The sequence below is a fragment of the Enterobacter cloacae complex sp. P43RS genome (genome assembly GCF_014930585.1).
In the GTDB taxonomy this organism is placed as follows: domain Bacteria; phylum Pseudomonadota; class Gammaproteobacteria; order Enterobacterales; family Enterobacteriaceae; genus Enterobacter; species Enterobacter bugandensis.
The window spans coordinates 40,658-53,723 of sequence record NZ_JADBRJ010000016.1 but is presented as its reverse complement, the minus strand read 5'-3'; the positions used below and the strand labels follow the sequence as shown (position 1 = coordinate 53,723).

Genomic DNA, 13,066 nt, shown 5'->3' with positions numbered 1-13,066 from the left:
GGTTCTTATGCCTCAGTTGTAAGTGTCTACCATGTCCCCGAACAAGTGTTCACTATGTCCCCGGACCGTACACCCTGTGGGAGAGGGAGAAAACACTAAAAAAGGCAACTTGCGTTGCCTTTTTTGCTTTTATCTACCCGCCTAAATACGCGCTCCGCACCGCTTCGTTCGCCAGCAGCGCGTCGCCGGTGTCTTCCAGCACCACGCGGCCGTTCTCCAGCACGTAGCCACGGTCAGCGAGCTTCAGCGCCTGGTTGGCGTTCTGCTCGACGAGGAAGATGGTCATCCCCTCTTTACGCAGCTGCTCGATGGTGTCGAAGATCTGCTGGATGATGATCGGTGCCAGGCCGAGCGACGGTTCATCCAGAAGCAGCAGGCGCGGCTGGCTCATCAGCGCGCGGCCAATCGCCAGCATCTGCTGTTCACCGCCGGACATGGTGCCCGCACGCTGGATGCGGCGCTCCCACAGGCGCGGGAAGAGTTCGTACACCCACTTGATGCGGGTCTGGTATTCATCGCGGTGAGCGAAGAACCCGCCCATCGCCAGGTTCTCTTCCACCGTCATGCGGGAGAAGACGCGACGCCCTTCCGGGACAATCGCCACCGCCTCACGCATGATTCTGGCGGTCTGCCAGTCGGTAATGTCTTTACCATCGAACACAATCCGCCCGCTGGTGGCGCGCGGGTCGCCGCACAGGGTGCCGAGCAGCGTGGTTTTGCCCGCGCCGTTGGCGCCAATCAGGGTGACGATTTCACCCTGATTGATGTGCAGGCTGACGTCGTGCAGCGCCTGGATCTTGCCGTAGTGCGCATTGACCTTGTCGAACGTTAACATCGCTTTTTCCATCTTATGCCTCACCAAGGTATGCGCGGATCACGTCCGGGTTGTTGCGGATCTCTTCCGGCGTGCCGTTTGCCAGCGGCGTGCCCTGGTTTACCACGTAGATACGGTCCGAAATGCCCATCACCAGCTTCATGTCGTGCTCAATCAGCAGGATGGTGGTGTCGTGATGATCGCGCAGCTCGGCAATCAGCTCGTCCAGCTCTTTGGTCTCTTTCGGGTTGAGGCCCGCCGCCGGTTCGTCGAGCATCAGGATCTCCGGCTGGGTCACCATGCAGCGCACGATCTCCAGTCGACGCTGGTCGCCATAGGCCAGGTTGCTCGCCTGACGGTTGGCGTGCTGGAGCAGGCCGATACGGTCGAGCCAGGTGGCGGCGCGATCGAGCGCCTCCTCCTGCGCACGGCGGAAGGCCGGGGTTTTCAGCAGGCCGGAGAACAGGCCGGTTTTCAGCTGCTGATGCTGTGCCACCAGCAGGTTCTCAATCACCGTCATCTCGCGGAACAAACGCACGTGCTGGAAGGTACGTACCACGCCCATGCGGGCAATCTGCTGGCCCGGCAGCCCTTCCAGGTGCTGGTCGCGCAGCATGATGGTGCCGCCCGTCGGCTTGTAGAAACCGGTCAGGCAGTTAAAGACCGTGGTTTTCCCCGCGCCGTTCGGGCCAATCAGGGAGACGATCTCTTTTTTATGCAGGTCCAGGTTCACGTTGTTGACCGCCAGCAGGCCGCCAAAACGCATCATCAGACCGTTTACGGATAATAATGGCTGACTCATGCCTGCTCTCCTTTCGCTTCCACATTCTTAAGCTTCAGCTGTGGACGCGTCATCGGCAGCAGACCCTGCGGACGCCAAATCATCATCAGCACCATCAAACCACCCAGCATCAGCATGCTGTATTCGTTAAAGTCGCGCATTAGCTCGCGGGAGACCACCAGCAGGATAGCCGCGAGGATAACGGCGAACTGCGAGCCCATCCCGCCGAGTACCACAATCGCCAGCACAAAGGCCGATTCGGCAAAGGTGAACGACTCGGGGCTGACGAAGCCCTGACGCGCGGCGAACAGCGTGCCGGCGAAACCGGCAAACGCGGCGCTGATGGTGAACGCGGTCAGCTTGATGCGGGTCGGGTTCAGGCCCAGAGAGCGGCAGGCGATCTCATCTTCGCGCAGCGCTTCCCACGCGCGGCCCAGCGGCATGCGCAGCAGGCGGTTGATCACGAACAGGGTGATGACCACCAGCAGCAGCGCCACCAGGTAGAGCCAGATCACGCGGTCAGATGGGTCATATTTGATGCCGAAGAAGTTGCTGAAGGTATCCCAGCCGCCTTCGCGGGCGGTACGGCTGAACTCCAGGCCAAAGAAGGTCGGTTTTGGGATCTGGCTGATGCCGTTCGGGCCACCGGTCACTTCGGTGTTGTTGAGCAGCAGGATACGGACAATTTCACCGAAGCCTAAGGTCACAATCGCCAGGTAGTCACCGCGCAGGCGCAGCACCGGGAAGCCGAGCAGGAAGCCCGCCGCGGCAGAGACCAGCCCCGCCAGCGGCAGGCAGGTCCAGAAGCCCAGGCCGTAATAGTGGTTCAGCAGCGCGAAGGTATACGCGCCGATAGCGTAGAAACCGCCGTAGCCCAGCACCAGCAGGCCAGAGAGACCGACCACCACGTTCAGACCGAGGCCGAGGATCACGTAAATCATGGTCAGGGTGGCGATGTCCACCGTGCCGCGCGACACCATAAACGGCCACGCCACGGCGGCGACCAGCAGCGCCACGAGGAACAGCTTCTGTTTTACCGTTGTACCGTCGATCGCCGGCAGAACGAATTTCGGTCCGGAGACATTTTTCAGCGTTTTCTGGAACAGCGGGCGCAGCAGCTGGAACAGGAACACCACGGCGGTGCCGATAAAGACCCACTGCCAGCGAATATCAGCTGCAGTATCGACAACGAGTTTGGTGCCATTCAGCTCAAGCTGGACGCCCATAAAGACGCTGGCCAGCACGAAGAACATGGCGGCAGACAGCAGCGCCATTGCAAAATGCATCGGTTTCATACTTTCTCTACCTCCGGACGGCCCAGAATACCGGTAGGCATCACCAGCAGAACCAGAATCAGCAGGGCAAACGACACCACGTCTTTATATTCGGTGCTCAGGTACGCCGAGGAGAGCGCTTCCGCCACGCCCAGGATCAGGCCGCCAATCATCGCGCCAGGAATACTGCCGATGCCGCCCAGTACCGCCGCGGTGAAGGCTTTCATCCCGGCCATAAAGCCGATGTACGGGTTAATTACGCCGTAGAACTGGCCGAGCAGCACGCCAGCCACCGCCGCCATCGCCGCGCCAATCACGAAGGTCAGGGCGATCACGCGGTCGGTGTTGATGCCGAGCAGGCTCGCCATCTTCAGGTCTTCCGCGCACGCGCGGCAGGCGCGTCCCATGCGGGAGTAGCGGATGAACAGGGTCAGGGCGAGCATGGCGACAAAGGTCACGACCCAGATCACCAGCTGCATCGTGGTAATAGAGGCTGAGAAGTTTTCGCTGGCCCCCACAATCCACTGGCCGTTAAACAGGCTTGGCAGCGCCACGTCGCGCGAACCTTCGGTCAGGCTGACGTAGTTTTGCAGGAAGATCGACATCCCAATCGCGGAAATCAGCGCAATAAGACGCTTGGAGCTGCGCACCGGCCGGTAGGCCACGCGTTCGATGCTCCAGCCGTAGGCGCTGGCGATCACGATCGCGCCAACAAACCCGGCGGCGACCAGCAGCCAGCTGCTGTCGATGCCCATCATCATCAGCGCGGCGATAATCATAAAGGAGACGTAGCTACCGATCATGTACACCTCGCCGTGGGCGAAGTTGATCATGCCGATAATGCCGTAAACCATCGTATAGCCGATGGCGATCAGCGCGTAGGTGCTTCCCAGCGTGACGCCGTTAAACATCTGCTGCAAAAAGTAGAGAAACTGCTCGGACATATGCAAACCTTTTTATACCCGCCCGGTGAGCCGGGCGGTGGGATAATTATTTGGCGACCGAGGACGAACCGTCGGCGTGCCACTTAAAGACACCAAACTCAAATCCCTTCAGATCGCCTTTCTCATCCCAGTTCAGCGGCCCAATCACGGTGTTCGCCCCGTGTGCTTTTAAATCTTTCACCAGATCCAGCGGCTCTTTGCTGCCGGTACGCTCCAGCGCGGTTGCCAGAGACTGCACAGCCGCGTAAGTGATCCAGACGTATGGACCACTCGGATCTTTCTTCTGCGCCTTGAGCGCATCCACGATAGCCTTGTTGGCCGGATCCTGGTCATATCGTTTTGGCATCGTCACCAGCATGCCTTCGGCAGAATCCCCTGCGATGTTTGACAGAGAGGCGTTGCCCACGCCCTCTGGCCCCATAAACTGGGTTTTCAGACCGGTGGCGCGCGCCTGGCGCAGCATCTGGCCCATTTCCGGGTAGTAGCCACCGTAGTAGACGAAGTCGATGTTCTCTTTTTGCAGACGGGCGATCAGCGCGGAGAAGTCTTTTTCGCCTGCGGTAATGCCGTCGAAGAAGACGATGTTCGCGCCGCCTTTTTTCAGGCCGTCCTGCACGGAGCGCGCCAGACCTTCGCCGTACTGCTGCTTGTCATGAATGATGGCGATACGCTGTGGCTTAACGGTCTCGAGGATGTATTTGGCCGCGGTTGGCCCCTGGGAGGAGTCCAGCCCGGCGGTACGCATGATGTGCTGGTAGCCGCGCTGCGTCAGCTCAGGGTTGGTGGCGCCCGGAGTGATCATCAGAATACCTTCGTCCTCGTAGATGTCGGACGCGGGCTGGGTGGAGGATGAGCACAGGTGGCCGATGACGTACTGAATCCCGTCGTTGACGATTTTGTTGGCGACTGCAACGGCCTGTTTCGGATCGCAGGCGTCGTCATACTCCACGCCTACCAGCTTGTCGCCCTTGATGCCGCCTTTGGCGTTGATGTCTTTGATGGCCTGACGCGCGCCGTTAAACTCCATGTCACCCCACTGGGCTACAGGGCCGGACATCGCACCGACTACCGCAACTTTAATCTCTTCCGCCATGGCCGCATGCGAGATCGCCAGTGCAACCATTCCCGCGATAAATGTCTTCGCGTTCCTTTTCATCTCAGAATCCCCATTCGTGATGTCGTGTTTATATTTTGTTTTATTATGGTTAAAAAGCATTCTGTACTTTTAATGAACAACGCTATTTTTACCAGTGCCTTTAATGGTTTAGCGCAGTTTTTTGTCAAAAACCAGACTAAAATCTCTATTTTTCAGGCGATTAAGGAAAGATAATATTCTGAAATCAGGCAGAGATAAACAAATAAAAGTGCAGTTTGCAGCATAAAATAACGGTACAAAGCGCCGAACAAATCGCTGCCATTCAGGTTAAAATTCTGCTTATTTTTCGATCCATGTGTTTTCACACTGCCCATTGCATTGCTAAAAAACTAATCACCTGGTTAATGAGAATAAAAAGAGGAAGCCGCTGAGTGAATAAATTGAGTACACTGCCTCTACTCAATTTGATTTGGACAAGCTGCTAATGAAACTGACTATCGTGCGTCTGGTGACCTTTAGCGACCAGGATCATATCGACCTGGGCAAGATCTGGCCGGAATATTCCCCTTCGTCGCTGCATGTCGACGAGAACCATCGCATTTATGCCGCGCGCTTCAACGAGCGCCTGCTGGCCGCGGTTCGCGTGACCCTGAGCGGCACGGAGGGAGCGCTGGACTCGCTGCGCGTGCGTGACGTGACCCGTCGTCGCGGTGTGGGACAGTATTTAATTGAAGAAGTGATCCGCGAAAACCCGAACGTAAACTCATGGTGGATGGCCGACGTGGGCGTGGAAGACCGCGGCGTGATGGCAGCGTTTATGCAGGCGTTAGGGTTTACGGCGCAGGAGAGCGGGTGGGAGAAGCGCTAAAAGAAAGCCGGGTGGCGGCTGCGCCTTACCCGGCCTACAATTTCTACCGCATTTTCCCAAGCATTTCGTGTTGCAGGAAGGCGGCAAGTTATGAAATCCCCGGGAGCTTACATAAGTAAGTGACCGGGGTTGAATAACGCAGCCAACGCACCTGCGGCGCGAAAGGCGACGGGAAAATTATTTGGCGTCAGTTGCCGTTCCGTTCGCATGCCAGTCAAACACGCCGAACTCAAAGCCCTTCAGATCGCCCTTTGCGTCCCAGGAGAGCGGCCCCATCACGGTTTCCACCGTGTTGGCTTTCAGCCAGGTAGCAATCTCAGCCGGATCGGCTGACTGATTCAGACCTGCCTGCAGAGACTGCAGCGCTGCGTAGGTGGTCCAGACGAACGCGCCGCTTGGATCCTGCTTCTTCGCCTTGATGGCATCTACGATAGGTTTGTTCGCTGGCACCTGGTCGTAGTTCTTCGGCTTGGTCACCAGCAGACCTTCGGCAGATTCACCCGCGATGTTAGACAGGGAAACGTTCGCCACGCCTTCCGGGCCCATGAACTGGGTTTTCAGACCCGCCGCGCGCGCCTGACGCAGGATCTGGCCCATTTCCGGGTGGTAGCCGCCGTAGTAAACGAAATCGATATTCTCTTTCTTCAGACGCGCCACCAGGGTGGAGAAGTCTTTCTCGCCGGCGGTGATTCCGTCAAAGAAGACCACGTTGGCATTGCCTTTTTTCAGACCGTCCTGCACCGCACGGGCCAGACCTTCACCATACTGCTGTTTGTCGTGAACAATCGCGATACGCTGCGGCTTCACTTTTTCCAGAATGTACTTAGCCGCCGTTGGGCCCTGATCGGAGTCCAGACCGGTGGTACGCAGGGTCAGCTTGTAGCCGCGCGCGGTCAGCTCCGGTGCGGTCGCAGCTGGGGTGATCATCAGAATACCTTCGTCTTCGTAGATGTCAGACGCGGGCTGAGTAGAAGAGGAGCACAGGTGACCGATAACGTATTTGATGCCGTCGTTGACCACTTTGTTCGCCACCGCGACCGCTTGCTTCGGGTCACAGGCATCGTCGTATTTTACGATCTGCAGTTTTTCGCCCTTGATGCCGCCCTTAGCATTAATGTCTGCAACCGCCTGTTCTGCGCCCGTAAATTCCTGGTCGCCGTACTGTGCTACCGGACCGGACATTGCGCCCACCACGGCCACTTTAATATCTGCCTGCGCCATGGTGCTGAATGCCAACGCGATACATCCTGCCAGTAACGCTTTACCCTTCATGTTCATCCTGAGATTCCCCATTATTATGGTTATTACGATTGTTGTGATGTTGTTGTGCAGCGCTTTATTTCAGTTATTGGTGTGCTGTTCGCGCTTTTTCAGCATACTCTGCTAAAACATACCCCATTTTTATGATTTTGGAATAGCTAATTTGAAATGAATATATGATAAGCCCGACAGGATTTACCGCCGGGCTGGTGGCTTTAACGTGTCAGCGACGCGGAGATAATGTCCAGCGCTTTACGGAACTGCGCTTCGGGGATGGTAAGCGGATAAAGGAAGCGGATCACGTTGCCGTAAACGCCGCAGCTCAGGAGCAGCAGCCCTTCGTTCAACGCGCGCTCCTGCACCTGACGGGTAAATTCCGGCGACGGTTGCCCGGATTGCGGATCGTTAAACTCTACCGCGACCATCGAACCCTGGGCACGGATGTCGGCGATGAACGGGCAGTTTTCCTTCGCTTTGTTGAGCACTTCTACCAGATGATGGCCGAGGTGCGCCGAGCGCGTGCAGAGATCTTCCTCGTCAATCACGTCCAGCACCGCGTGCGCCGCGGCAATCGCCAGCGGGTTACCTGCGTAGGTACCGCCCAGACCGCCAGGTGCAGGCGCGTCCATCACCTCGGCGCGGCCCGATACTGCTGAGAGCGGCATCCCGCCCGCGAGGCTTTTTGCCATGGTGATCAGGTCCGGCTTCACGCAGTGGTGTTCCATCGAGAACAGCTTGCCGGTGCGGGCGAAGCCGCTTTGCACCTCGTCGGCAATCAGCAAAATTCCGTGGGTATCGCACAGGGCGCGCAGCGCCTGCATAAAATCAGCGGGCGCAATGTTGAACCCGCCCTCTCCCTGAACCGGTTCGAGAATAATGGCCGCCACCTGGTCTGGGGCGATATCCGCCTTAAAGATGCGCTCCAGGCTTTTTAATGCTTCCGCCGTGCTGATGCCGTGCAGATCGTCAGGGAATTGAGCGTGGTATACCGAACCGGGGAACGGGCCGAAACCCAGCTTGTACGGCGCGACCTTACCGGTCAGCGCCATGGTCATAAAGGTGCGCCCGTGGAACGCGCCGCCGAAGGTGATAAGGCCGGGGCGTCTGGTATACGCGCGGGCAATTTTGACCGCGTTTTCGACCGCTTCAGCACCCGTCGAGAAGAAGGCGGTTTTGGCCGGGCCGTCAATCGGCACGCGCTGGTTGATGCGCTCGGCAAGCGCCACATAGCCCTCATACGGCACAATCTGGTAGGCCGTGTGGGTAAAAGCGTGGAGTTGTTTTTCGATAGCGGAGATAACTTTGGGATGGCGATGGCCGGTATTCAGCACCGCGATCCCGGCGGCGAAATCGATGTACTCATTGCCTTCCACGTCCCACACCGTGGCGTTTTCGGCTTTATCCGCATAGAAGTTACACATCACGCCGATGCCGCGCGGCGTCGCCTGTAAACGCCGGTCATTCAGTTCGTTATTTTTCACCCTGACCCCCTGAGAAAATCGCCTGCTTAGCGCATCAGTAAGTGTTTGCCAGGGGGGAGAAATTCGCCAGAGCGGGCGCTAAAAAAACAGAACCCCCGAATTTGCATTCGAGGGTTTTTATCCTTCATATTTCAAGCCGCAGGTGCGTTGGCTGCTCTCGTTCACCCGAATCACTTACTGATGTAAGCTCATCGGGATTCACTCGTTTGCCGCCTTCCCGCAGCCTGAACTATTTCGGCTAAAGGTGTACTTCGCGGTAATTACGCTTCGATAGCAGCGCGAAGTTTTTTCATGGCGTTCTTTTCAAGCTGACGGACACGTTCCGCAGAAACGCCGTAGCGGTCAGCCAGCTCCTGCAGCGTGGACTTGTTGTCTTCGTCCAGCCAGCGGGCGCGGATAATGTCCTGGCTACGCTCGTCGAGGCCTTCCATCGCATGGGTCAGCTTGTTCGCGGCCTGATCTTCCCAGTTGTCCTCTTCAATGCCGTCGGCAAAGTTAGAGGTTTTATCCTGCAGATACAGAACCGGTGCCATCGGCTGGCTGTCAGATGCGTCGTCGTCGGAGGACATATCAAAGGTCATGTCCTGCGCGGCCATACGGGATTCCATCTCACGGACGTCTTTGCTGGATACACCCAGCTCGCGCGCCACCATTTCCACTTCATCCTGATTGAACCAGCCCAGACGCTGCTTGGTTTTACGCAGGTTGAAGAACAGCTTACGTTGCGCTTTTGTCGTGGCGACTTTCACGATACGCCAGTTGCGCAGCACGTATTCATGAATTTCTGCTTTGATCCAGTGTACGGCGAAGGAGACCAGTCGCACGCCCACTTCCGGGTTAAAGCGACGTACAGCCTTCATCAGGCCGATGTTACCTTCCTGAATCAAGTCCGCCTGCGGCAGGCCATAGCCCGCATAGTTACGAGCAATGTGAACAACAAAGCGCAGGTGAGACAGGATCAGCTTTTTCGCTGCTTCCAGATCGCCCTGGTAATGCAGCTTTTCAGCAAGCTCCTTTTCTTCCTCGGCCGTTAACATCGGCCAGGTGTTCGCAGCCCGGATGTAAGATTCCAGGTTACCAACAGGGGCTAAAGCTAAAGTTTGCATTTCTTTGGTCATTCATTCCTCTCAATGTTTCTTCTGGTCCAGGCTGTCCCCGTCAGGCAACAACCATGCCAAAGCGTTTGAGCAACGAGATTAGCATTCACTCTTTTATCAGACAGTGATTTTATCCACAAGTTCCAGGTGCAACGGTGAATAAATTACGCACAAAATGTGACATGGAGATGATAACAGGGGAAGAGACAACAGGGACGCTTTCCCTGCAGAGCGAACATCTCGGTGCAGGGAAAGATTATATCACGCTTTTATTAGTCGGGAGTAAAGTGGCGTAAATGTTGAACCGTTGCCAGCCATGCGGCAATCCAGCCGATCATGGAGCACACCAGCAGCAACAGCAGACATTCATCGAAGCCTAAGCCACTGATCTCAAACTTAGTTCCGAAAACCTGCGCCACTTCGGTGACGGCAGACGAAAGCCGCATCACCAATATTTCTGACAATATCAGTGAAAGAAATGCGCCGGAGAAACCGAGCAGTGCGCCACCGTAGAGGAACGGACGCAGGATGAAACCATCTGTTGCGCCAATCAGTTTTTGCACGTTGATGGTATCGCGACGCGCAAAGATGCTCAGACGCACGCTGTTACCGATGACGAGGAACACCGCCGCCACCATCAGCACGCCGATCATCGCCGACACGCGCCCCACCAGCCCGGTCAGCGCCGCAAGACGGGCAAACCAGCTGTCGTCCATGCGCACTTCATCAATCCCGTTGATGCGTGTGATGCGGTCGCGCAGGGTGTTGAGCGAATCGGTACCCTGGAAATCCAGCTTCGGGATCACCACCGCCACGGCGGGCAGCGGGTTCTCTTCCAGCATGTCCAGCGCGCCGCCAAAGCCTGACCAGTTACGGAACTCGCCCAACGCTTCTTCACGGGAGAGATAATTCACCTTCTCCACGCCCTGCTCGGCCTGGATTTGCCCGACCACCTGCGCCGCCGCGTTATCGTCGAGCGCTTTATCCAGATAAACGGTGATCTGCGGTGACGGGTAATACTGCGACGCCGCCTGGTTGACGTTCTTATAGACCATGTAGCAAACGCTTGGCAGCGTCAGGGAGATGGCGATCACCATCACCGTCAGGAACGTCGCCAGCGGTTTGCTTTTCAGGTCCTGCAGCGCGCCGTGGAAGGCGTAGCGCACCTGTTCGTTAAACACGTTGGTCTTGCGGGAGGCCGGTTTCGGCGCCGCTTTCTGGCGCTTAGGCGCATTACGATTGCCGTCACCGCCGCCCTGCGGCTTACGGAAACGGTCGAACCGGTTCCCGAACTGCCGAATCTGGTTTATTGCATCACGCTTGTTCACCGTGGCCTCCGTGCAAATGCCCGTCGCTCAGGGTCAGCATGCGGTACGAACGACGGGAAATCAGCCCCATATCGTGCGTCGCCATCAGTACCGTTACCCCTACGCGGTTGAATTCCTCAAACAGACGCAAAATCCCTTCGGACAGGGCATCGTCCAGGTTACCGGTCGGTTCATCCGCCAGCAGTACGGCAGGCTTGTTCACCACCGCGCGGGCGATGCCCACGCGCTGCTGTTCACCGCCGGAAAGCTGGATCGGGAAGTTCTTCGCTTTGTCCAGCAGCCCGACCTTGTCCAGCGCCGCAGAGACGCGACGGCGGATATCGTCATAGCTGGCGCCGGCAATAATCAGCGGGATCGCCACGTTATCGAAAACGGTGCGATCCATCAGCAGGTGGTGATCCTGGAAAATCATGCCGATCTGACGACGCAGAAACGGCACTTCACGGTTTTTCAGACGGCTAATTTCGTGGCCGCTGAACCAGATTTTCCCGGCGCTTGGCCGTTCGATCCCACAGATAAGCTTGAGCAGGGTACTTTTCCCCGCGCCGGAATGGCCGGTCAGGAATGCCATCTCGCCTGGCTGCAGGTGGAACGTCACCCCCTGCAGCGCTTGTCTCCCACCGAGATAGGCCTTGCTGACGTGTTCAAAGCGAATCATTGTTAGTCCTCTCGGGCAAATAATGCCTCAATAAAGTCGTCCGCCTTAAACGGACGCAAATCCTCAATACGCTCGCCCACACCGATGTAGCGGATAGGAATGCCGAACTGGTCGGCCACGGAGAAGATCACCCCGCCTTTCGCGGTGCCGTCCAGTTTGGTCAGCGTGATCCCCGTCAGCCCTACCGCTTCATGGAACAGCTTCGCCTGGCTAATGGCGTTCTGCCCGGTGCTGGCGTCGATAGTCAGCATAATTTCATGCGGTGCATCTTCGTCCAGCTTCTTCATGACGCGAACGATTTTCTTCAGCTCTTCCATCAGGTGCGATTTGTTTTGCAAACGCCCTGCGGTGTCGGCAATCAGCACGTCCACGTTGCGCGACTTCGCCGCCTGGATGGCATCGAAAATCACGGATGCGGAATCTGCGCCGGTGTGCTGGGCAATCACCGGAATGTTGTTGCGCTGGCCCCACACCTGGAGCTGCTCAACCGCTGCCGCACGGAAGGTATCGCCCGCCGCCAGCATCACCGATTTGCCCTGCTGCTCAAACTGGCGCGCCAGCTTGCCGATGGTGGTGGTTTTACCCACGCCGTTAACGCCAACCATCAGAATAACAAATGGCGTTTTGCCTTCAATATTAAGCGGTTCGTCAACTTTTGCGAGAATTTCACCCATCTCGTCTTTCAGCAGGCCGTACAGCGCCTCCGCGTCGCGCAGCTGTTTGCGGCTCGCCCCTTCGGTCAGGTTGGCGATGATCTTACGGGTAGTTTCCACGCCCACGTCCGCAATCAGCAGCTGCTCTTCCAGCTCTTCAAACAGATCGTCGTCGATCTTCTTGCCGCGGAAAAGACTGATAAATCCGGAACCTAAGTTTTCTTTGGTTTTGAGCAGGCTGCGCTTCAGGCGCGCGAAGAAACCTTCTTTGGTCGGTTTTTCCTGCTCCTGAACGATCTCTTCTTCGGCCTGCTCTTCCACCGGCACGACGATTACCGCTTCTTCAGCCGCTTCCGCCGCCAGCGCCTGAGCTTCCAGCTCTTCGTCGGTCAGCTCTGGCTCAAGTGCCGCCTCTTCTTCCACCGCCTCAACGATTTCAACGGTTTCCGCTTCGGCCTGCCACTCTTCGGCAGAAACCTCTTCAGCTTTAACCTCTTCGGGCAGCGGCAGCGTTTCGTGTTCGATAGCGGCCTGCGGCACTTCGGTAAGGGTTTCTACGATAACCGGCTCTGGCTTCTCGCTCTCCTGAACCTGCTCAGTGACCTCAACCACCTCTTCAGCAAAGGATTCAATCTCTTCTTTGCTGTGCGCTGGTTCTTCCGCTTCGACAATCGCAGCGGTTTCGACAGGCGTTTCAGGCTGTGACTGCTCTTCTACAACCTGTTGCTCTTCGGTTTTCTGTTCTGTTTCTTGCTCTTTTTCACCGAAACCCAACCAGGAAAAGAAGCCACGTTTTTTTTGTTTTGCCATCT

Annotated in this window: 12 protein-coding genes; 1 reads left to right on the top strand and 11 read right to left on the bottom strand. The window is 57.0% G+C overall.

The genetic code is table 11. From position 1 onward, the window contains the following. Nucleotides 1–133: 133 nt before the first annotated feature. From livF to livK, 5 genes are read right to left on the bottom strand one after another with little or no spacing between them, the layout of a single operon-like run. A complete protein-coding gene (gene livF, locus IM294_RS20935; RefSeq protein ID WP_008500102.1) occupies nucleotides 134–847 on the bottom strand; it encodes a high-affinity branched-chain amino acid ABC transporter ATP-binding protein LivF in 714 nt (237 codons plus the stop codon). Nucleotide 848: 1 nt separating this feature from the next. Next, on the bottom strand, nucleotides 849–1,616 hold the full coding sequence (gene livG, locus IM294_RS20930) for a high-affinity branched-chain amino acid ABC transporter ATP-binding protein LivG (protein ID WP_028015149.1): 768 nt from the start codon (nucleotides 1,614–1,616) through the stop codon (nucleotides 849–851). Beyond that, nucleotides 1,613–2,890: a high-affinity branched-chain amino acid ABC transporter permease LivM gene (locus tag IM294_RS20925; protein ID WP_045631383.1), complete on the bottom strand. Its 1,278-nt coding sequence runs from the start codon at nucleotides 2,888–2,890 to the stop codon at nucleotides 1,613–1,615. The genes livG and IM294_RS20925 overlap by 4 nt, the downstream gene beginning before the upstream one ends. Beyond that, nucleotides 2,887–3,813: a high-affinity branched-chain amino acid ABC transporter permease LivH gene (gene livH / locus IM294_RS20920; protein WP_028015147.1), complete on the bottom strand. Its 927-nt coding sequence runs from the start codon at nucleotides 3,811–3,813 to the stop codon at nucleotides 2,887–2,889. The genes IM294_RS20925 and livH overlap by 4 nt, the downstream gene beginning before the upstream one ends. A gap of 46 nt (nucleotides 3,814–3,859) precedes the next feature. Continuing rightward, nucleotides 3,860–4,969: a high-affinity branched-chain amino acid ABC transporter substrate-binding protein LivK gene (livK, locus tag IM294_RS20915; protein ID WP_028015146.1), complete on the bottom strand. Its 1,110-nt coding sequence runs from the start codon at nucleotides 4,967–4,969 to the stop codon at nucleotides 3,860–3,862. Between the two features lie 424 nt (nucleotides 4,970–5,393). On the opposite strand from livK, the gene panM reads away from it, so the two are divergent. Next, entirely contained in the window at nucleotides 5,394–5,777 is a 384-nt protein-coding gene (gene panM / locus IM294_RS20910; protein ID WP_045631384.1) for an aspartate 1-decarboxylase autocleavage activator PanM, read from the top strand. A gap of 177 nt (nucleotides 5,778–5,954) precedes the next feature. On the opposite strand, the gene livJ is transcribed toward panM, so the two are convergent. The 6 genes from livJ to ftsY all read right to left on the bottom strand — a co-directional run bounded on the left by livJ (nucleotide 5,955) and on the right by ftsY (nucleotide 13,064). Continuing rightward, nucleotides 5,955–7,055, bottom strand: a complete 1,101-nt coding sequence (gene livJ, locus IM294_RS20905) for a branched chain amino acid ABC transporter substrate-binding protein LivJ (protein WP_072201786.1) — start codon at nucleotides 7,053–7,055, stop codon at nucleotides 5,955–5,957. A gap of 197 nt (nucleotides 7,056–7,252) precedes the next feature. After that, nucleotides 7,253–8,518: a 4-aminobutyrate--2-oxoglutarate transaminase gene (locus IM294_RS20900; protein ID WP_069733688.1), complete on the bottom strand. Its 1,266-nt coding sequence runs from the start codon at nucleotides 8,516–8,518 to the stop codon at nucleotides 7,253–7,255. Between the two features lie 260 nt (nucleotides 8,519–8,778). After that, nucleotides 8,779–9,636 (bottom strand): RNA polymerase sigma factor RpoH, encoded by an 858-nt coding sequence (gene rpoH, locus IM294_RS20895; RefSeq protein WP_028015143.1) that lies wholly within the window; start codon nucleotides 9,634–9,636, stop codon nucleotides 8,779–8,781. 251 nt (nucleotides 9,637–9,887) lie between these two features. Continuing rightward, nucleotides 9,888–10,943, bottom strand: coding sequence for a permease-like cell division protein FtsX (gene ftsX / locus IM294_RS20890; RefSeq protein WP_126818787.1), 1,056 nt, complete (start codon nucleotides 10,941–10,943; stop codon nucleotides 9,888–9,890). Then, nucleotides 10,930–11,601, bottom strand: coding sequence for a cell division ATP-binding protein FtsE (ftsE, locus tag IM294_RS20885; protein ID WP_003861525.1), 672 nt, complete (start codon nucleotides 11,599–11,601; stop codon nucleotides 10,930–10,932). Before ftsE ends, ftsX begins: the two co-directional genes overlap by 14 nt. Before the next feature lie 2 nt (nucleotides 11,602–11,603). Beyond that, nucleotides 11,604–13,064, bottom strand: coding sequence for a signal recognition particle-docking protein FtsY (gene ftsY, locus IM294_RS20880; RefSeq protein WP_100171226.1), 1,461 nt, complete (start codon nucleotides 13,062–13,064; stop codon nucleotides 11,604–11,606). Nucleotides 13,065–13,066: the final 2 nt, after the last annotated feature.

Excerpts from the sequence above, each read along its gene's own strand:
- livF (WP_008500102.1), bottom strand. The coding sequence starts at position 847 with ATGGAAAAAGCGATGTTAACGTTCGACAAGGTCAATGCGCACTACGGC.
- livG (WP_028015149.1), bottom strand. The coding sequence starts at position 1,616 with ATGAGTCAGCCATTATTATCCGTAAACGGTCTGATGATGCGTTTTGGC.
- IM294_RS20925 (WP_045631383.1), bottom strand. The coding sequence starts at position 2,890 with ATGAAACCGATGCATTTTGCAATGGCGCTGCTGTCTGCCGCCATGTTC.
- livH (WP_028015147.1), bottom strand. The coding sequence starts at position 3,813 with ATGTCCGAGCAGTTTCTCTACTTTTTGCAGCAGATGTTTAACGGCGTC.
- livK (WP_028015146.1), bottom strand. The coding sequence starts at position 4,969 with ATGAAAAGGAACGCGAAGACATTTATCGCGGGAATGGTTGCACTGGCG.
- panM (WP_045631384.1), top strand. The coding sequence starts at position 5,394 with ATGAAACTGACTATCGTGCGTCTGGTGACCTTTAGCGACCAGGATCAT.
- livJ (WP_072201786.1), bottom strand. The coding sequence starts at position 7,055 with ATGAACATGAAGGGTAAAGCGTTACTGGCAGGATGTATCGCGTTGGCA.
- rpoH (WP_028015143.1), bottom strand. The coding sequence starts at position 9,636 with ATGACCAAAGAAATGCAAACTTTAGCTTTAGCCCCTGTTGGTAACCTG.
- ftsE (WP_003861525.1), bottom strand. The coding sequence starts at position 11,601 with ATGATTCGCTTTGAACACGTCAGCAAGGCCTATCTCGGTGGGAGACAA.
- ftsY (WP_100171226.1), bottom strand. The coding sequence starts at position 13,064 with ATGGCAAAACAAAAAAAACGTGGCTTCTTTTCCTGGTTGGGTTTCGGT.